Origin of the sequence: Pseudomonas veronii (assembly GCF_002028325.1) — a bacterium.
Lineage (GTDB): Bacteria > Pseudomonadota > Gammaproteobacteria > Pseudomonadales > Pseudomonadaceae > Aquipseudomonas > Aquipseudomonas veronii.
In genome coordinates this window covers 3,211,006-3,230,545 of record NZ_CP018420.1, presented here as the reverse complement: position 1 = coordinate 3,230,545, position 19,540 = coordinate 3,211,006, and the positions used below count along the sequence as shown (strand labels likewise).

General features: G+C 62.9%; 12 protein-coding genes. 3 read left to right on the top strand and 9 right to left on the bottom strand.

The window, feature by feature from the left end; translation table 11 throughout:
- Window positions 1-3: 3 nt before the first annotated feature.
- The 9 genes from PverR02_RS14770 to PverR02_RS14730 form a co-directional block, all read right to left on the bottom strand.
- The gene (locus PverR02_RS14770; RefSeq protein WP_017845620.1) at window positions 4-996 is read right to left on the bottom strand and encodes an aromatic/alkene monooxygenase hydroxylase subunit beta; all 993 of its coding nucleotides are present in this window, start codon (window positions 994-996) and stop codon (window positions 4-6) included.
- A gap of 47 nt (window positions 997-1,043) precedes the next feature.
- Entirely contained in the window at window positions 1,044-1,340 is a 297-nt protein-coding gene (locus PverR02_RS14765; RefSeq protein WP_079443720.1) for a phenol hydroxylase subunit, read from the bottom strand.
- A gap of 10 nt (window positions 1,341-1,350) precedes the next feature.
- Entirely contained in the window at window positions 1,351-2,280 is a 930-nt protein-coding gene (locus PverR02_RS14760) for a catechol 2,3-dioxygenase (protein ID WP_017845618.1), read from the bottom strand.
- A gap of 411 nt (window positions 2,281-2,691) precedes the next feature.
- Complete coding sequence (locus PverR02_RS14755) at window positions 2,692-4,386, bottom strand: sigma-54-dependent Fis family transcriptional regulator (RefSeq protein ID WP_017845617.1); 1,695 nt, start codon at window positions 4,384-4,386, stop codon at window positions 2,692-2,694.
- A 117-nt stretch (window positions 4,387-4,503) separates the two neighbouring features.
- Window positions 4,504-5,451, bottom strand: a complete 948-nt coding sequence (locus PverR02_RS33125; protein ID WP_407691841.1) for a methyl-accepting chemotaxis protein — start codon at window positions 5,449-5,451, stop codon at window positions 4,504-4,506.
- Window positions 5,452-6,072: 621 nt separating this feature from the next.
- Window positions 6,073-8,475 carry an efflux RND transporter permease subunit gene (locus PverR02_RS14745; protein WP_079443718.1) on the bottom strand — a complete coding sequence of 801 codons (2,403 nt, stop codon included), beginning with the start codon at window positions 8,473-8,475 and terminating at the stop codon, window positions 6,073-6,075.
- Complete coding sequence (locus PverR02_RS14740) at window positions 8,472-9,590, bottom strand: WD40/YVTN/BNR-like repeat-containing protein (protein WP_079443717.1); 1,119 nt, start codon at window positions 9,588-9,590, stop codon at window positions 8,472-8,474. The genes PverR02_RS14745 and PverR02_RS14740 overlap by 4 nt, the downstream gene beginning before the upstream one ends.
- 129 nt (window positions 9,591-9,719) lie before the next feature.
- Entirely contained in the window at window positions 9,720-11,075 is a 1,356-nt protein-coding gene (locus PverR02_RS14735; RefSeq protein ID WP_079443716.1) for a DUF1329 domain-containing protein, read from the bottom strand.
- A 31-nt stretch (window positions 11,076-11,106) separates the two neighbouring features.
- Window positions 11,107-12,753, bottom strand: coding sequence for a DUF1302 domain-containing protein (locus PverR02_RS14730; RefSeq protein ID WP_017845612.1), 1,647 nt, complete (start codon window positions 12,751-12,753; stop codon window positions 11,107-11,109).
- Window positions 12,754-13,024: 271 nt separating this feature from the next.
- Between PverR02_RS14730 and PverR02_RS14725 the strand changes: the two genes are divergently transcribed.
- The 3 genes from PverR02_RS14725 (at window position 13,025) to PverR02_RS14715 (ending at window position 19,526) form a co-directional block, all read left to right on the top strand.
- Window positions 13,025-13,918: a LysR substrate-binding domain-containing protein gene (locus tag PverR02_RS14725; protein ID WP_017845611.1), complete on the top strand. Its 894-nt coding sequence runs from the start codon at window positions 13,025-13,027 to the stop codon at window positions 13,916-13,918.
- 461 nt (window positions 13,919-14,379) lie between these two features.
- On the top strand, window positions 14,380-16,218 hold the full coding sequence (locus PverR02_RS14720; protein WP_079443715.1) for a Hint domain-containing protein: 1,839 nt from the start codon (window positions 14,380-14,382) through the stop codon (window positions 16,216-16,218).
- 83 nt (window positions 16,219-16,301) lie between these two features.
- A complete protein-coding gene (locus PverR02_RS14715) occupies window positions 16,302-19,526 on the top strand; it encodes a hypothetical protein (protein ID WP_079443714.1) in 3,225 nt (1,074 codons plus the stop codon).
- Window positions 19,527-19,540 lie beyond the last annotated feature (14 nt).

Genomic DNA, 19,540 nt, shown 5'->3' with positions numbered 1-19,540 from the left:
TCCTCAGACCTCAACACCGGTTTTATCCAGGCGTACCCGGAAGGCAGCCAGTTGCTCGCTCATCACTTCATCCGCGTTGCCGGCAAACTCTTGCTCGATCACCGGCAGCAGGGCCGCGGCAGCGCGGTCGCGCCACTGGATTGTCCAGGCCTGCAACAGCGCGCGGTTATGTTCGGATTCGGCAGCCGCCACCTTCATCACCGCGTCCACCCACTTGCGCGTTTCATCGAACCAGTCGCTCATGAACTGGGTGAGCATGGCCACCAGCGATCCGCCAGCGGCGGCGAACTGATCGTCGACGATGCCCTGGTACACCAGCGGGTACAGCAAGCCGTCCAAAGCCACGTTCTGCGCGACAAACAGCTCGAACGGATCGCGCACCACCAGGCAGTCCTCGGTGTAACGACGCAGCCCTTGCCAGGCATCGCCCTCCATCCAGGCCGCCTTGCCGGCGTCCAGGGCTTCGGTTGCGCCCAGCAGCAGGCCGATGCGCGACAGGTACTGGGCGATGCCGAGGTTATCCATCGCGTGGTACATGCACGGCTGGGTGAACACCGTTCCGTAGCCATAGCTGCAGATGAACGTGTTGTTGAGGTTGGCGCCCCAGGCGGCATGGCGCAGCGGCACCAGCAGGTTGAGGACGCGTTGGCGCAGTGCGTCCGGCAACAGGTCCACCAGACCGCGGGTTTCCACGAAGTTGAAGTTGGCTTCGGTGGTTTCCTGCTGCCGCGCGCGTGCCAGCGTGTAGGTGCTGTAATAGAACTGGCGCGGGTCTTTCAACACGTACCAGTCGCTCATCACGATTTGGGTGACGCTGGCGTCGTAGAGGGTTTGATCCGGGTCCCAGGTCGGCCGGTAATGCAGGTTTTCCACCGGTTGAATGTCGTAGCTGCCTTCCTGGTACCGCGAGGAAGGTTTGTCGCCAAACCGACGGGCCAAATGGTCGAACGTCTGCCGCAAGGGCTGGATGCTGACCGTACGAAGATCGATGTGCATAGCTGACTCCCACGAACGCCTCACTCAGGGTGAAGCGTCAACAACGATTAGTTTTTGAAACGAACCTGAGTGGCATCCGCCAGACGCCAGTCCCATTGCCGGGCGTCGTCCTCATCCTCATCTGCGACCTCAGGCAACGCCGCCATGGGGCGCGCCTGGTTGGCTTGGCAGAACTCGGCAAAGGCCTCGTGCGTCAGGATCATTTCCACGAATAATTCGGGCTCGCCGATGGCAAAGTCGAATTCGACAAACTGGCTGCCACGACTGCCGGTGACACGCACGTAACGCTTGCGCGTGTCCATGTCGGCCGGCTGCATCTCGAGTGACTGATCAGGGAAGCTCATGGGAGCGCCCTCAAGTCACGACGGTCAGGAACGATTCGTGCAACTTGCGTTGCGGGTAGTCCAGGCCCTGGGCGAAGTTGTCGTAGGTCCAGGACAGCGGCTGGTAGTCCGGATAGGGGTGGTAGCCGCCCATGAAGGTCTCGAAGCGGTTACCGGAGGGGTCCCAGGCATAGATGGTGCAACCGCGGGTCACGCCATGGCGGGTGGGGCCGATATCGACGTTCACTTCGTTCATGGACATGATGTCGCCGGCACGCAGCACCTGCTCCCAGGACTCGAGCAGGAACGAACAGTGGTGCAGCTTGCCCTTCTCGGGATATTCAACGAAGGCGATGTCATGGACCTTGTGCGAACACGACAGCCAGATGCCGACGTCACCGTCGCCCTCCGGGTTGAGGACGCGTTCGACCAGGTAGAAGCCCAGGACCTCGGTGAAGATTTTCTGCACTTGCGCAATGTTGGGACCGTACAGCAGGCAGTGGTCCAACTGAATCGGCGCAATACCGTGCTCGCGCAGCGCATTCCACGGGGCTGGGTTGACTTCAGGAATACCGTTGCCGACACAGCTCTTTTCGGCGTACAGCTCAATCAGATGGCCCGAGGGCAATTCAAAGCGCACACGCTCGCCGGTTTCCAGCAACTCACCGGCGGGGATGCGGGTGGTGGCCAGCCCGTAGGCCTGCAGGTCGGCATCGAGCTTCTCCAGGGTGGCCTTGTCCAGTACCTTGAAGCCGAAGAAGTCGATACCGGCAGTGTCCGCTTCACGGATCACATAGCAGTTGTGATCGCGCTCATCCCAGCACTTGAAGTACACCCGTCCCTGATCGTCACGCCCGGTCTCGACCAGCCCCAGCACATTGCGATAGAAATGAACGCTTTCTTCAAGGTTCAACACGCGCACCTGGGCATGGCCCGGACGCAATACACCTGTCATCGCCATTTATTGTCTCCTTTATTGGCTGGATGAGGTTGGCTCCGTACCGCCTGGGCAGGCGGACAGGAGCCGGGTTCACACACTCAACCCTGCATTGCAGAGATGATGCCAATAAAGGTAAATGATTGATTTAAAACGACTTACCATGAAAAACCGGACACTGGACCCAGCCCCTGGACTGACGTTTATGTCCATCCCCCCTTCCAGCCTTACAAAAACGTCAGGGCGCTTGCGCAAAGGCCGGGGCACCGACCAACGAACGGCCGCGACGGTCAGTAAAACAGGCGAAAAAAAAGCACCGCAGGGTGCTTTAAGGCGAAAACGGCGCAGCCGCATCCTCCACTCGCGAGCCAAAACAACTGCAAGCGCAAAGGCGCAGTAGCGGCGCGCCGAAGGGGTGGCGGCTGTACGTTTTTGTCAGGCGCTCGCGGCCGGGCTGTCATCCCCCAATGCCTGTTTCACCCGGTACGCCAACTGCCGGCGGGTGATACCCAGCAGGCGCGCCGCATGGGTCAGGTTGCCATGCGCGCGTGTGACGGCAAGCTGCAGCAAACGCGCTTCATGGGCCTGCAGGTCGAAACCGTCGACCAGCAAGGTTTCATACAATTGGTCGGTCCTGGCCTCGTCGGCGTTGCCCACTTTGCCTTCGCGGTCTATCACCGCGCCTTGTGCGGTCACCGGCGCCACGCCAGGGAAAAGATGCTGCAATTCAATGTGCCCGCCAGACGGCACCAGCAATACCGCACGCTCCACCAGGTTTTCCAGTTCACGGACATTGCCCGGCCAGTCGTAGGCCATCAGGCCCTGCATGGCCAGATCGCTCACGCCTTGAATGGTCTTGTGGTACAGCGGCGTGTATTTTTCCAGCAGCACGGCAACCAGCACGGGAATATCCGACTTGCGCTTGCGCAGCGGTGGAATCTCCAGGGGGTACGTGGCCAGGCGGTAGTAGAGGTCAGCGCGAAAACGACCGTCGGCAATCGCCTGCTGCAAATTGACGTTGGTCGCCGCCACCAGGCGCACGTTGACCTTGCGCACTTTGTCATCGCCCAGGCGCTCGACCTCGCCGGTCTGGAGGACGCGCAGCAACTTGACCTGAGCCGCCGGCGACAGCTCGCCCAACTCATCGAGAAACAGCGTGCCGCCATCGGCGCGCTCGAACTTGCCGGGGCGCGAAACCTGGGCGCCCGTATAGGCGCCCTTCTGCACACCGAACAGTTCAGACTCGATCAAGTCATTGGGAATGGCGGCACAATTGACCGCCACAAAAGGCTTTTCATCGCGCCCGCTGTTTTCGTGCAGCCAGCGCGCGAACACTTCCTTGCCCACCCCGGTTTCGCCGAGCAGCAACACGGTGATGGGGCTGTTGGCGGCTTTGCTCAGCAGGCTGAAGGCGGCGGTAAAGGCCGGCGAGCTGCCCACCAACTTGCCCGGCGGGCGCTGTTCACGTTGCCAGCCGCGCAGTTGCCATAGCTCCTCCTGCAACTGCTCGAAGGTGGTTTGCGCATCTTCGGGGCGCAGACAATGCTGCAAAAAATCCGCATCCCCCCAGGCCTCGATTGGCCGTCCTTCCAACATGCAACTGGAGGCACCACAACAGACACATTGGGTTTCGCGGAAGATCACCACCCGATTGAAGAAGCGCGTGACATAGCCCGATGCGTAGCCGGCCAGGTTCCAGCAACTCGGCTCGGCACTGACTCCGAACAACTGCAAATGGGACTCGGCTTCCCAGGAGTTATCGCAATTGACCGTGCCAAAAAAGCTGCCGTCTTCCCAATCGATCTTGGCCTCTATAATGGTCGAGCGCACCAAACCCTCGAACGCGTGCAACTCGGGGCCGATCTTGAATACGTCGTAGTTGTCGCCTTCACCGAACAGTTTCTGGGCGAGATCGGCATCGTGCTGGCCGGCGGCGAAGCCCATCCGAAACAGCAGCCCTTTGGCGCGGCTGGGCCCAAGGGATTCGATCAGTTCCTGGCGTAAAGCGCCGAACGCCTTGGCATGCATCAAGAGCATGCGGTTCTCGTCGAGCCAGATTTGCCCGGTTTCGACATTGAAGCGCAGTCGTGAACGAAGATTGAAGCGCTCAATCAGAGGTTGCTCTGCCATGTAAATACCTAAAGCCCAGCCCATCGCGGACCAGTCGACTGGAAGGCCTGAGCCCTTGCCACGCCGCTGGCGTTTATTGTTCTACAAGCGATCCAGTGCCTTCGTCATGGGCCGAGTCTAAGCGGCTAATGCGGCGCATGCCTCCTTTACCACGTGGTAGGCCTGACGAACCAATGGCGTACCGCGTTCAAGCGCGTGCTCAAGCCTCCCACTTTGCGCGGCCTCCAGCAACTCGTCACGCACCTGCCGGTAGGCGTCCAGCGCTTTGCGCACGGCCAACAGATTGTCACTGCGCCGTGCATCAACCGGCTCGCATTCGGTTATCGCCTGCGCGAGCCAGGCATCGATCTCCCGGTCCAGCACGTGAATACGCTGAATATGCGCGAGCATCTGCGCTGTTTCGCGGGCATTCAACACCATGATGTTATGGGCACGGATTTCTTCGACAGCCTCCAGCATGGCGGCATGTGCATCGCGGCTGACGTCAATTTCACCGGCCAGGCTTTTGAGGTCGACCAGGCCCAGCATCAGCCCGCGCAGGCCGGCGTTGCAACCGTTGACGTTGTTGTCCAGTTCGGCGGCCAGGCGCGCCACTATGCTGGAGTCGGCCAGCACCTTGCGCGCCGTTTGCGTCTCGCTGCCGGCGCGTTCGGCAATGCCATGCACCGCCTGCTGCATGCTGTGGGACGTGGCGGCAATACCGTTCAACACCGCCGAGGCCTGGTTGGCACGCGTCACCCCTTGCGCGGCCCCTTGCCGGGTCTGGGCCAGGCGCTGGTCAAGGCGGTCGATGCTCTGGCCAATCAGGGAAATGATCTCGCCCACACTGAGGGTGGCGCTACCGGTGTTTTCGGCGAGCTTGCGCACTTCATCGGCGACCACGCTGAAACCGCGCCCCTGCTCACCGGCACGCGCCGCCTCGATGGCGGCATTGAGCGCCAACAGATTGGTTTGCCCGGCAATGCTCTGGATGATTGCAACGATTTCACCGACCCGCGCCACCTGCTCGCGCACGCAGTCGAACTCTTCGGCCACCGAGGCCACGACGTTGGACAGATCCAGCATATCGTCGGCGACCCGTTGCACCTGCTCGCCACCGGCGCTGACCTGGTCGCGTGCGCTGCTGCTCGCCTCCGCCAGAACCGTCGCTTCGGTGGCGGTCACGCGGGCCTGCTCGGCCATGGTTTCAACGTCCACCATGGCGTCGCGGGCCATCGCGGACTGACGGTCCGCCGTGGCCACCGCTTCGGTAAAGCCCGACACCAGCGTGCCGGTCGCCACGGTGAGGTCGCAGGCCAGGCTGCGCATGCGTTTGACCGCGGTCACCTTGTCATGCAGCACCGCCTGCAGGCGCTCGATTGAATCCACGGCGCCACCCGCCACCCGTTGCCGGTCGTCGAGCAGTGCACGGGTATGCGCCAGCGCCGCCACAACCCGTTGCTCGCGCTGGCCAATCCCGTGCAGCAGGCACACCCCCGACACGACCATCACCAGCAACCAGCCGGCCTGCCAGCCGAGGGCATCGACTCCGCTGGCGAACGCGGCAACCGCGAGCGACAGCAGCGCGAGCAGATCCCGTGGATGCAGGCTCAATTTACTCAGCATCGTAACTCCGTCCTTTTCACCGACGTGACGCTTATCCGGCGCTCCGCGGAGGGACCGCGCCGGCGTTGGCAATCATTCCACTCAGACGTGCGCAACCGCTGCCTTGGGGCGCAACAAAAAGTGCGCCAGGGCCGGCAGTAGAATCAGCGCGCCGAGCATGTTCCAGACGAACATGAAGGCCAGCAAGATGCCCATATCGGCCTGGAACTTGATCGGCGACCACGCCCATGTGGCCACCGCGATGCCCAGGGTGATACCGGTGAGCACCACCACCTTGCCGGTGAAAATCAGTGCTTTGTAATACGCCTGCGACAGCGTCATGCCCGCTTTCAAGTGCGTCAGGGTCACCGTCATCACATACAGCGCGTAGTCCACGCCGATGCCCACGCCCAGTGCGATCACCGGCAGCGTGGCGACTTTGACGCCGATGTTCAGCCCCACCATCAACGCCTCGCACAGCACGGAGGTGAGCATCAGCGGCAGCACCGCGCACACCACCGCACGCCATGAGCGGAACGTGATGAAGGCCAGTACGATCACGGCGGCGTAGACCAGGAACAACATCTGCGTGTTGGCTTTCTTCACCACGATGTTGGTCGCAGCCTCGACCCCGGCATTCCCGGCGGCATTGAGGATACGGATGTCGTCCGTGCCGTACTTGGCCGCGAAGGCTTCCACGGTATTGACCACACTGGTGAGCGTGTCGGCCTTGTGGTCTTTGAGGTAGGCGTAAAGGGTCAGCAGATCGCAGTTCTGGTTGAACATTTCCCGGGGCGCGCGGGTGATGATCGAATTGAGCATGTCCTGGGAGCGCGGCATCTCGAACCATTTGAGACTGCCCTCGTTCATGCCCGCATTGGCGGTCTTGGCCAACCCGGCGAGCGAACTGGTGGTCTCGACCCCCGGCAGTTGCTGCAACTCGCGCTCCAGTGCATCCACGGTGTGCAAGGTGCTGTAGTGGGCGCAGGCATATTGCGGGGTCTTGACCATCACGATGTACACGTCGCTGCTCGCGGCGTAGTTGGCGACGATAAAGGCATTGTCGCGGTTGTAGCGCGAGTCCGGCCTTAACTCCGGCGCGCCCGGGTCGGTGTCGCCGATCTTCAACTGCGTGCTCACCGCCAGGCCCACGCCCCCCAGGACCAGCCCGAGCGCCACGGCGACCGTGGCCCAGGGGCGACGGGTGAACAGGTCGAGGAACGCCCAGAACGGGTGTTTCTTGTGCGCCCTGTCGTCACGCTCCTGCCGCTCGTCCCGCAGGCTGCGTTGAGCCGCCGCCGGGCTGACACCGGTGTACGACAGCAGGATCGGCAGCAACACCAGATTGGTGAAAATCAGCACCGCCACCCCCATGCTCGCGGTGATGGCCAGGTCCTGGATGACCTGGATGTCGATCACCATCAGCACCGCAAAGCCCACCGCATCGGCCAGCAATGCAGTCATGCCGGCGAGGAACAAGCGGCGAAACGTGTATCGCGCCGCCACCAGCCGGTGGGTCCCACGCCCGATGTCCTGCATGATGCCGTTCATTTTCTGCGCGCCGTGGCTCATGCCGATGGCGAATACCAGAAACGGCACCAATACCGAGTACGGGTCCAACTCATACCCCAGCGTCGGCAGCAAACCCAGCAGCCACACCACCGCCACCATCGAGCACAACACCACCAGCAAGGTGCTGCGCAGGCATCGGGTGTACCAGAACAGCACCGCGGTGCAGATCGCGATGGCGGCGGCAAAGAACACCAGCACCTGCTTCAGACCGTCGATCAGATCCCCCACGACCTTGGCAAAGCCGGTGACATGGATGGCGACTTTGTCCGACTCATACTTGGCGCGCAGTTGCTCGATACGCTGGGACAACGCGTGATAATCAATGCGTTCGCCGGTTTCGGCGATCTTCTCCTGCAGCGGCACCAGGATAATGCTCGACTTGTAGTTGGCCGCCACCAACTGCCCGATTTCACCGGAGCGCTCGACGTTGATACGCACCTGTTCGAGGCTCTGGGGCGAGCCGTCGAAGTCGTCGGGAATCACCGGGCCGCCGTCCAGGCCGTCTTCGGTCACGCCGGTCCAGCGCACCGCCGGGGCCCACAGCGACTTCATGTAAGGCCGGTCGACGCCGGGAATCAGGAACACCTCATCGCTGAGCTGACGCACGGTGTCCAGGTAGTCGGCGTCGAAAATCGACCCCTCCTTGGCCTCCACCGCAATGCGCAAGGTGTTGCCCATCCCGGCCAGTTGTTTACGGTTTTCCAGGAAATTGGCGATGTACGGATGGCCGGTGGGGATCATCTTTTCGTAAGCGGCATTCAGCGAAAGCCCCAGGGCCTGGTAACCCAGCACCAGGGTGATCAGCAGGCAGATCAGCGTAATCGCCAGACGGTTGTTGAACAGCAGCCGTTCGGCGAAGGTGCCCGAGCGCTGGTCGAACTTGTTCAGATCGGCAATCACCGCATCGGCGGGCAGGGACGGCATATGGCTCATGGCTTGACTCCGGCTTCAATTGCCTCGGGCTCGATTCGCGACATTCCCCGCGAACTGGAGAGGATCAACGCGCCATCACTCGCTTGCACCAGACCGGTGATACCGGTACCGGGGTGCAGGGGCAACGTTGCAAAATCGGCGGCATGATCGGTACTGCGCAGCAGGCGACCGCTTTCGTCAGCCAGCAACAACGATCCATCGCGCAGGCGCAATCCGGCGCTCAGTGTCACCGGCTGGCCGATCTGCGCCTTCTGCCACGTCAGGCCATCGTCAAGGCTGCGCCAGGCGTTTCCGCGCAGGCCATAGGCGAGCAAGCCGTGACCGTCGAGCAGCAGCGCACCGAAAAACGTACCGCTGTAAGGGGTGCGGATTTCGGCGAAGCTGCGCCCGCCATCCGTGGAACGGAACAGCGCTCCCTGTTCGCCACACAGGAGCAGTTGCTGGTCGAGCACCTGCACCTGATACAAGTGCCGGCCGCGCGGATTCGGCACCCGTCCCATCAGCGATTGCCAATGGGTGCCGCCGTCGCGTGTTTGCAGTGCCAGTCCATAGGCCCCCACCACATACCCCTGCGTGGCGCTCACGAACGCCACATCGAGAAACGGTTTATCCGGGCCTTCCTCAACCAGCGCTTCGGCGCTACGCAGTTGCTGGTCTGCGCCTGCCTCGCCTGCTGCCGCGCGTTCACGGGCGTCCTGCACAACGATCTGCGCGACCTGATTGCCCTCCAACTGGCGTGTCCATGTCTCACCGCCGTCCGCGCTGTGCAGCACCACACCGCTGTGCCCCACCGCCCAGCCTTCGGTGGCGGAGACAAACACCACCGCCGTCAGCGCCACACTCACCGGCACGTGCCTGGCCTGGCGCCACGTGCGCCCGCGATCATCGGAAAGCCGCACGATGCCGCGCTCGCCCACCGCCACCAGGCGGTCGCCGGCACGGGTGACCGCAAGTTGCAGTGCCTGTTGGGCGCGTTGGCTTTCCAACGCGGGAAGATCCAGCAGATCAGGAACGGACGGGGTATTGGCAGACTGGGCAACGCTCGACAACCCGGCGATGAAGAGGACAACAACAGCGGACAACGAGCGCCGGAAAAGCAGATTCTGGGTGAGCATGGTACGTACTCGACTTCAAAACGTCCCCGCGACGTCGCCGCTATGCGCGGCGCCGACGGGGCGAGTCATGACAAAGGAACCGGCAACCGAACAAGCGCCGGATGCCGGAACTGCAGGTAGACAACGGCCTTAGCGCACGCCTTCGGCGGCGACCGCGTCCCCCGTGAAATGGGCCTCGGGATGGCGCGGGACAATCGTGTAGGTCGCGCCGTTGAGCGACTGCGTCGAGCTCATGGTGTTGGCCTGCAAGTTGAAGATATTCGCCGGTTTCATGGCCAGCATCGGCACCTGCGGCAACACGAACGGCGTCACCTGGCTGGTGCGCCAGAGCTTGCCTTCGCTGTCGTAGCCATCGACCAACAGCACCATCCACGAGTCTTCGTCGATGTAGAACTTGCGCTTGGGCACCGCGTGGCGCTTGCCGTTGGCAACCGTGGCTTCCACTTCCCAGACCCGATGCAGTTCCCAGCGCAGTTTGTCCGGGTTCAGGTGATGGGCGCCGTAGGCTTCATCCACCGAAGCGGTGACCAGTGCGTTGTCGTTGTACGGCACATACATCTCGCGCTTGCCGATCAGTTTCCAGTCGAAACGATCCACATGGCCGAGGAAGCCCAGCACCTCGTCAAAGTAGTTGGCGCCGGAAGCGACGAAGTCCGGAGTGTCATAGGCCACGGTGGGCGCGCGCCGGACCCGACGCTGCCCGACCAGGTACTGCCAGGCCTGGCGTGACTGCTTGACGTCGATGCTGTCGCGGAACACCAGGGATTCACCCGACTTGAAGGGCGGCGCGATGGTGCTGAAGCGCTGGAGGAAGTACTCGCCGTTCCATTTTTCCGGCGAACCGTCCTTGTAGTAATACGGGTACTGGTTGGACTGGTCGTTTTCCGTGGCGATGGTGCGCGAGCCGTCGGCGGTCAGAATGACGTTCTTGAAACTGGCGACGTCGGTGGCTTCGTTCTCCACGCGCAGCAAGTGGTTCCAGATGACTTCTACGCCTTCCTTGGGAATCGGGAACGGCACACCGCCGTAACAGCCCTGCATCGACTTGCCGCCATCCTTGATCTGGCACTGGGTGGCGTTTTTCGCGGTGTTGTCGTACACGAACTGCGGGGCGAGGCCGGTGCGGTGGGTCGGGTACACGTCGAGGCGAAAGCTCTGCGCATACTTTTTCAGCAGCGCCTGAGTGCCATCCGAGAGCTTGTCGGCGTATTGCGCCATGTTCTGCGCGTTGATCTGCAGCAGCACTTTTTCGTTGGCGAACACCTTGGTGGGAATATCGCCGATTTTGTCGCTGGCTGCCGCTATCGTCGGGGTCGCGCTCCACGCCGGGATGCTGCCGTCCTTGTTGCCGGCACGCTCGCCCCCCATGGGCGTCAGGGTGGTTTTCAAGGTCGCGGCCTCTTGGGCGCTGACCGCTGCCTGCGCACCGTTGGCGCTGAAGATCAAGGCCGTGAGGGTCAGATAAATCGCTGTTTTCTTATGCATTGTTATTGTCCTTAAACCAGGGGGGTCCAACTCAAAACGTGCGTTGAATCGACAGCGAAATGAAATCGCGGTCACCGTGGAAGTTTTTGTAGGAGAGCTCGGGCGCAGGGGTGTCGTAGCGGATGATCGAGCCAGCCGGACCGTAGTAGTGGGTGAAGTTCAGGCTGGCCTGGACCGTCTTCTGGTACTCGCCTTTGATGCCGAAGCTGACGTTGCCGCCATGCTCGGAAGGAAACAGCACCCCGTTGACCGACGAGCGCCCGGACAGCCCGTAACTCAAGCCAACAGGGAGTTGCACGTCGAGGCCCGGGAGGACCTGGAAGTACTCCGGCGAAAAGATGAATTGCAGGGCCGTGGCGTCACGGGTGGCCAGCGGATCGAGTTGGTCTTTGTTATCCGTGATGCTGAGGCGCCGGTTGAAGGCGATCTCACCGAGAAAGGAGGCGGCGTCCCACATCGGGCTTGCACTCAACACCGAAACGGCCGAGAGGTTCATATGCAGGGTGCGGCCGACCGGGAACGCGGCGTGCTTGTTGCCATCAGCCCCGGCGCTCTCGGGCACGATGACCGTGTTGCCGGACGCCACCAACGGCATGTTGTCGCGAAAGGACATCTCCGCCGCCACGTTGGTTTCGCCCACCAGCGTGCTCACGCTGAAGCCGACGGTACGAATGTCCTCACCGTAGACCTGCTCGTACACACCGGTATCCGGGTGCAGGTAAAACTGCGGCATCTTGTCGTGGAACTGCGCGGCGTAAAGGCCGTACTCGAAGTCACCCGACTTGACTTTCAACTGCAGGCCGCCCTGCCCCGAGTTTTTGGCATCGATGTCATCACCGCGCCGCGCGCTGACCCCCGGCCCCAGGATCAGTGTCTCGCCGCCTTCATCGACAAAGTCGGCAAAGCTGAAATAACTGCCGGCGCCGGGCAGCCGGCTCTTGCGCCATTCAAGTTGATAGTAGGCGCCGATCGACACATCGGGCGTGATCTGTAACTGGCCGGAAAACTGCCCCACCGGACGCAGAATTTCCTTGAATTGGGAGTTGGGCACCGACAGTGCCTTGATCAGGTCCAGCGAAGTCTGCGCCGCTGCGATGCCATTGCTGCCGAAGAACAGGCTTTCCCCATACAACTGGGTAAAACGCCCGGCCTTGAGATTGAGGCCCATGTCGCCGGGGGCAAAACTGCCATAGAGGAACGCATCCAGCAGTTCGGCCTTGCGACCGTGTAGTTTCTGGGTGTCGTCGGTGAATTGGTTGTATTTGACCGACCTGGAATTGACCAACGCGCCGTCCAACGCACCGGGGTTGTCGTTCGACTTGTTATAGACATCGTCGTACCAGGCCGCGCCACTCAAGCGCAGCCCATAATTACGCTTGTAGCGCAGGTCGAACTCGGAGAGCAGGTCGAAACGGTTGGAGATCAGCCCCTTGCCAAAGTTCTGATCGCCATCGTTGGTGTTGGCCTGCACCCCGACGGAATTGTCCGCCACGCTGCCTTTGGCGCCTTCGACACGCCAGGCCGCACTGTATTTAACGGTGTTGTCCAACGACATACGCAGGTCAGGGTTGCCAGCATCAATCTGGAATGCAAGAGCCGGTCCCGTGGCACAGGCGCTGGCAAGGGCGAGAAAGGTCGTCTTGAGGGGAAATTTGGGCAGACGGGCTCCATACAGCATGTTGAGATCCTCGACTTGTTATTTTTATGTGGGGGGTCACACACCTCGAAGACGCGTGGGGCGCCTGCTGGTATGTGCTCTCGAATCACAAATTATTACCGTCGAGGATTACCGTCCAATACCATAAAACCAATGGAGCAATACCTTTTAGGTATTTCTATAGGTAGGCTAAGAGGGCCGTTCACGGCGCTGATCGGTTCGCGTAGTCTGCTCAAAAACGCTCGCGCGATTGCCTGCAGCGCTCCCGATCCCCCCAGAAAAGGCCTGCCTGATGGACCTTCGTCACCTCCGCTATTTCGTCGCCGTTGCCGAGGAAAAAAATATCGGCCGCGCGGCCGTTCGCCTGCATATTTCCCAGCCACCGCTGACCCGCCAGATTCAGCAACTGGAAGAAGACCTGGGCGTGCAACTGTTCAACCGCACACCCCGCGGGATGGAGTTGACCCCCGCCGGCGAGCTGCTGCTCGAAGAGGCGCGCAACATTCGCTCAGTGGTGGAACAGGCCACCGAACGCACCCAGCGGGCGGGCCAGGGCAAGCTTGGACGGCTGGATATCGCCGTGTTCGGCTCGGGCATTCTTGACACGATCCCCAAGCTGCTGCTGACGTTCAGCAGCGCGTTTCCAGACGTGAAGGTGGTGCTGCACAACATGAACAAAGAGGCGCAGATTCAAGCCTTGCGGCAGAAGCGGATCGACGCCGGTTTTAACCGGTTCATCTCACCGTCGAACGACATCGCCAATGAGGTGGTCACGACCGAACGGCTGCTGCTGGCGGTCAACGAAACATCGCCGCTCGCGCACCGGGCCTCGATCCCGCTTCGAGCATTGGCTGACTATCCGCTTATCGTCTTTCCGTCCGGGCCGCGCCCCAGCTTTGTCGACAAGGTGATGAGCCTGTGTCAGCAGGCAGGCTTTACGCCAAACGTCGCTCAGGAGGTAGGTGACACGATAACGGGCGTGGCGCTGGTCGCCAGTAATTTCGGCGTATGCCTGGTACCGGAGTCCGCCACCGTACTGGCGCTGTCCGGGGTCGTGTATCGTCCATTGATTGACCTTCCGGAAAACGCCGGTGTTGACCTGAACTGTATTTATCGATTCGACGACCCATCACCGCTACTCAAGTCATTCTTGGACACCGTTCGAGCATTTCGCAGAGACAACTAGGCAAGATGTGACCCACTCCAAGGACGAACCCTGGCCAACGTTTCACGCCGACCTGATAAGCAAGGTGTCAATGATGGTTGAATCATGGACGCGTCTAGAAATGGCTCACGACGATGAAACCGGAACAGACGAAGAAGTTTTTTTCAGCAAACACTTCCGATTCCCCTGCTCAATACCTCGGCAAAGATGATGTCAAAAAGCCTCACCAGACTTCGCCACCCTCCCCGCTATAAGCCTCGAATTCCGCCGCCCCAAGGCTGACCAGCCGGTCACAAAAAGCCTTCTGACGCAATATTTACGGGCGTTTACTCAGAACAAAAACTTATTTAGCGCACTAAAAACCACCGAAATATTAATTTGCAATTTCCTACCCCCCCTACTATGTTTTTGAGTACCCAGCGCTCATAAGGATTGGCACAGGGTGCCAGTGAGCCGCTAGCCACCACCTCAGGGAAGACATCATGGCGACTCGCGATTTCGTTCGAGCTGTGCGTCACGCTTTTCTCACTCTGGCCGTACTCGCCCCCGTGGCGATCGCTCCGGTCCAGGCCGCCTACAAGACCCCCGACAGCAAAGCACTCAGTGCCGAGACCCTGACCGACATCAAGGCCCTGGATGCAGAAGTCAGCCCCGGCATCCCGCATCGCCTCGACCTGGCCAATCCGCTGCACTACCGGTACATCACCGAAACCTTCAAGCGCGCCGGGAAAACCCCGGAGAACTCGCCGCAGTTATTCCGCAGCCTGGAAAAGGGCCGGGACATCGGTGTCGCCGAGCTGAAGAAAAACGCCGCCCGCCCCAACCGCGCACTGGCAGTCAATGCCACTGCCACGGACGGCATCCAGAACCTCAACTTCATCGCCACCTTCTCCCAGGACAACGGTTCCAGCGCCAACAAGGCCAAGGCGACCCTCGCGGCCGCCCAGCCCGGTTACCAGGCCACGGGGATTTCCTCGGTGGTAGGCGGGACCACCTCCACGTCCATCGTCATGGAGCTGTACGAGGTGGAAACCGGCAAGGTCTACGCCACCCAGTCCAGCAGCCAGTTCAGCCAGGGCACGGATTTCCGCGTGCAGGTCTCCGGCCTGCTGCCCGCTGCGGACGGTAACCCGACCACCCAGGCCAAGGGCCTGTTCTACTACTACCCGGCCAACGCCGGTCCGATCGAACCGCCGGTGGTCTTCGTGCAGACCTTCCAGGACACCCTGAACCCCACCGGCGCCTGCCTCAACCAGCCGAACTACTGCGTGCGCAACAACGGCAACTGCACCGGCACCTACGAGACCACCTGCACCAACACCAAGGCCAACACCACGCCGATCAAATTGTGCTGGTACCGCGGCAGCCAGCAGGAATGCGACTACTGGAACGCCGACGCACACCCGACCAACTTCGTCTTCCCGCTGTCGGGCTCGGCCACTTTCGCCAACACCGTGGTTTCGCCACCGGCCGGGGTTACCTCGATCTATATCCAGAACCCCGCCGGCGGTGGCTGCAACGTGTACTTCCAGCAGGGCACCGTGCTCGAGCAGCAGTACTGGACAGCCAAGGACCAGACCATCTCGTGGAACTACCCGGCCTCGGCCTTCCCCAACACCGGCAACTGCATCAACTACTACAACGGCACCGCCGCCAACCTGTGGGTTACCGCCTATGTCTCGCTCAACGGCAGCCCGGGCCAGCAGCCGCCATTCGGCACCCTGAACTTCACCAGCGACCGCACCTACCTCGGCACCCCGGGGGTCAATATCATCCCGCCGCTATACATCATGCAGGGTTGCCTGGCCGAGGGCACCGAGATCACCCTGGCCGACGGCAGCAAGCGCCCAGTGGAAGCCTTTACCGGTAAGGGCGGCGAGTCGGTGAAGAGCGCCGACGGCAAGACCAACGACGTGTACGGCACCACCCTGGGCACCGAACCCCACCCGATGATCCGGATCAAGACCGATGGCGGGCAGAACGTCCTGGTCACCCGCACTCACCCGATGATCCTTGCCAACGGCCTGCCGGTACAGGCCCGCTACCTGCGGGTCGGCGATGAACTGAGCAGCATCGACGGCAAGGCCATGGTCACCGAACTGAACCTGGAGCAGTACAGCGGCAAGGTCCATAACCTGCTGACCCAACCCTACCCGACCGCAGGCACTTACTACGCCGGCGGCCTGCTCACCGGCGACGCCAATATGCAGCAGTCGCTGGCCTCGGTGGGTGAACGCATGCCACTGCGCAGCCGCGCCGAAATCCGCGCCACCCTGCCCAAGGAGTGGCTGCAGGACTTCGACAATACCCCCGACCAGTGACGCCAGCGGGGATGCGCCAGCGCATCCCCTGACGCCCCTCTATTCCGGCTTTCCTCTTTCCAGCCCTTCTTCCGGAGGCACGCATGGCCGTCCACGCACAAGTTCAGAACAACAGCAACGACCCAGTTATCCAGTCCGCCATCTACGACGGCAGCAACGTGCGGGTGATCTGGACCCCCTCGAGCGACACTGGCGTCACCGGCTACATCATCCAGCTGGCCTGGCTGGGCGGCGGCACTCCCGTGGTCGCCTACCAGAGCCCGGTCTTCCAGGGCCGGAACACCGGGATCGGCAACCTGCCCCTGAGCCAGCCACTGAACACCGACGTCACCTACCAAGTGGTGGTCCAGGCGCAGTGGGGCACCAGTTCGGGGCAGAACAGCGCACCGGTGATCCTGCCCACCGTGCGCCCCACCCTGGACGAGGCGCTGTACGACGGCCTCGGCCTGCGAGTGACATGGCAACCCTCGTCGCAGGCGGCGGCCGGCTATGAAATCGTCGTGGTGTCGCAGAGTATCGGCACCACCTACAACATCCCGGTCAGCGGCGCCCAGACCGGTTTCGCGGTGGTCGACAACGACAAGCTCGGCGGCGGCCTGGGCGACAACTCGGAGTGGCAGGTGTACGTCGCCGCAGTCGGCGAGAACAGCGCCAGTGCTCGCTCCAACGCTGCGAGTTTTCCGCCGACGTCGATGGTCCGCCCGGTGCTGGGCAAGACCAACCTGTACCGCGACGGCAATTGTATCGTCGCCCGCTGGACCGGTAGCGATGCCGGCGCAATCGTCGGTTACCGCCTGCGCGCCAGCAACCTGGCCAGCGCCACCGGCTACAGCGTCGACGTCCCCGGCGGCAATGCCAGCAGCGCCACCCTGGCCCTGCCCGCCGCCCTGGCCGACAGCCTGAACTTCCAGCTCTCGGTCACCGCCCTCACCGCCAGCGGCGCCGGCCTGGTCAGCCCGCTGACCGCCATCGTCTCGACGCGCCCGGTGCTGACTGCGGTCGACTATAACGGCAGCGCACTCAAGCTCGACTGGGTCATGCCCTACAACCCGGCCGTGACCGGTTACACCCTGCAGGCGGTGTCCTTGTCCAGCGGGCAGAGTTTTGCCGCGACGGTCAGCGATGCCAGCGCCACCTCGGGCAGCATCACCCTGAACACCGCACTGGACAGCGCCCAGGCCTGGGTCGCGCAGATCATCGCCCTCGGCACCGACGGCGGCGTCGGCGCCGAGGGCCAGTTGCTGCCGATCATCACCGGCAGCGCCAGCTTCACCAGCCTGGTGGTCAGCGCCGATAACGGTAGTATCGATGTCACCTGGCAAGCCCCGACGTCGCTGACCAGCCCCGCACTCACCACGGTCAGCCTGCTGCTCAACGGCGCGGCCATCAGCAGCCTCGGCGTCAACGGCAATACCGCACGCCTGGCCCTGCCGGTCAACGTCGACGGCGCGACCCTCAGCGTCGGCCTGGCGCCCGCCACGGGCGTGGTGCGCAACACCAGCACCACGGCCCTCGGCGTGCCGCTGACGATCCCGCAGATCAGCACCTGGGACACCGATGCGGTAAGTGGCAGCGGCACCCTGAGCTGGGCCGTCCTGAGCGGCGCTCCTGGCTACCGCCTGAGCCTGCCCGGCGGCCAGCACCTGGACCTCAGCGGCACCAGCACCACGCTTACCCCCGCCCAGTTGGCCAGCGGCGGCAATCCGGCGCGCGTCACCTTGCGCAGCGCCGGTGTGGTCAATGGCTGCACCCTCGTCGGCCCCGCCAGCGCGCCGTTCGCCCTGGCCACCACGCCCGTGCGGGATGTCGTGGTGGACTACGACGGCGCCACCCTCAGCGCCCGCTGGAGCGCCGTGAGTGAGGGGCAGAGTTATCGGATTTCGGTACTGAAAACCGTGACCGGCACGACCAGCGTGGACCAGGCCTTCACCTCCAGCGCCGGGGTGCTCGAACAAAGCTGGGCCTACACCCCAAGCAACGCCGAGGCCAGCCTGAGCGTGGTGGTCCAGGCCAACCAGCCGGTGCTCGGCACCCCCAATATCGGCCCGTCCAACCAGGCCTCGGCCTTGTACCGCAGCGCCTTCATTCCATCCGCGCAAGCCGCTTCGACCAGCTTCCCGCACCTGATCCCGGCGCAAACCCTGAGCACCGCCCTCAGTGGCAATGCACCGGCCGCCGCGCTGACCCTGTACCTGCCGCAGATCGGCAAGACCGGCAGCCTCAGCGGCCTGCCCATCAGCAACGGCCCATTCACCCTGGCGGCGGCCCCGGGTGCCACCTACCCCTACAGTCTCGCCATCGCCTCCAGCGGCATCGACTCGCCCTGGACCTTCGACAGCAGCCCCCTGCGCAGCGGCCTGCTGAAGGCCTACGTGGCCTTTCTCCAGGCCCTGGAAAGCGCCGGTGCAGCTGCGTGGGGCATCATCGCCGTGCAGGACGCCCTGGCCCGAGTGATGCCGCAGACCTTCGAGGAATCGCTGTACTACGGCTTCGGCCTGGCGTTCCCCTCCCCCGATACCGGGGCTACCCTCGGCTCGGTGGACCTGCGGCCGGGGATGATCCTGCGGGTGGCCGCCAGCCCCTTCCAGACTATCTCTTCGACCGCCTCGGACCTGAAGTGGAGCAACGGCTATGTCGCCGGGCCGACGGTGGACTACCCGGTCGGCCAGTTCGTCGACAGCTCGGGCAGCATCAGCACCGGCTGGGATTCCTTTATTGGTCAGTTGGTCAGCGGCGGCGCACTCTCGGTCAACCCGCCGCCGTCCCATGACAGCACCCAGCAGATGGGCGGGGTCGCCGATGCCGCCGACCTGTATTTCCCGGCTTTCATCGCCCCGTTCTACCGCCTGTTCTCGCCGTCTGCCCTGGCCAGCGCCAGCGACCCGGCAATCACTACCACGACCAACAACTTCACGCTCGCCGCAGCCGCCAGCTTCACCGCCCTGAACAGCGCCAGCAACGTGCCCGGCGGCACCGTGCCGGTGGCTTTTTTCCGCGGTCGCGCGGTGCCCAAGGCGTGCCTGCGGGTCACCCTCGACGGCACGCCGCTGGTGGTACCGGTGGGCACCACCGTGGCCAACCTGCTGGCCTTGGCCGGGCGCATGCCAGTGCCTGCGGCGCTGCCGGTGCATGGCGTGCGGGTGCTGCGCGGGCTGGGTGCCGCCGTGCTGGACCCAACCGCAGCCCTGGGCACCGGCGCCTGGCCGTTGCGCCTGGACTGGAGCGGGCTGGGCAACTATGCCCCAGGCTGGACACCGCTGGCTGTACCACTGCTGCCGGGTGATGCCGTTATCACCACCCAGCCCTGATCCATCAGCGCCTC

Excerpts from the sequence above, each read along its gene's own strand:
- PverR02_RS14770 (WP_017845620.1), bottom strand. The coding sequence starts at position 996 with ATGCACATCGATCTTCGTACGGTCAGCATCCAGCCCTTGCGGCAGACG.
- PverR02_RS14765 (WP_079443720.1), bottom strand. The coding sequence starts at position 1,340 with ATGAGCTTCCCTGATCAGTCACTCGAGATGCAGCCGGCCGACATGGAC.
- PverR02_RS14760 (WP_017845618.1), bottom strand. The coding sequence starts at position 2,280 with ATGGCGATGACAGGTGTATTGCGTCCGGGCCATGCCCAGGTGCGCGTG.
- PverR02_RS14755 (WP_017845617.1), bottom strand. The coding sequence starts at position 4,386 with ATGGCAGAGCAACCTCTGATTGAGCGCTTCAATCTTCGTTCACGACTG.
- PverR02_RS33125 (WP_407691841.1), bottom strand. The coding sequence starts at position 5,451 with ATGCTGGATCTGTCCAACGTCGTGGCCTCGGTGGCCGAAGAGTTCGAC.
- PverR02_RS14745 (WP_079443718.1), bottom strand. The coding sequence starts at position 8,475 with ATGAGCCATATGCCGTCCCTGCCCGCCGATGCGGTGATTGCCGATCTG.
- PverR02_RS14740 (WP_079443717.1), bottom strand. The coding sequence starts at position 9,590 with ATGCTCACCCAGAATCTGCTTTTCCGGCGCTCGTTGTCCGCTGTTGTT.
- PverR02_RS14735 (WP_079443716.1), bottom strand. The coding sequence starts at position 11,075 with ATGCATAAGAAAACAGCGATTTATCTGACCCTCACGGCCTTGATCTTC.
- PverR02_RS14730 (WP_017845612.1), bottom strand. The coding sequence starts at position 12,753 with ATGCTGTATGGAGCCCGTCTGCCCAAATTTCCCCTCAAGACGACCTTT.
- PverR02_RS14725 (WP_017845611.1), top strand. The coding sequence starts at position 13,025 with ATGGACCTTCGTCACCTCCGCTATTTCGTCGCCGTTGCCGAGGAAAAA.
- PverR02_RS14720 (WP_079443715.1), top strand. The coding sequence starts at position 14,380 with ATGGCGACTCGCGATTTCGTTCGAGCTGTGCGTCACGCTTTTCTCACT.
- PverR02_RS14715 (WP_079443714.1), top strand. The coding sequence starts at position 16,302 with ATGGCCGTCCACGCACAAGTTCAGAACAACAGCAACGACCCAGTTATC.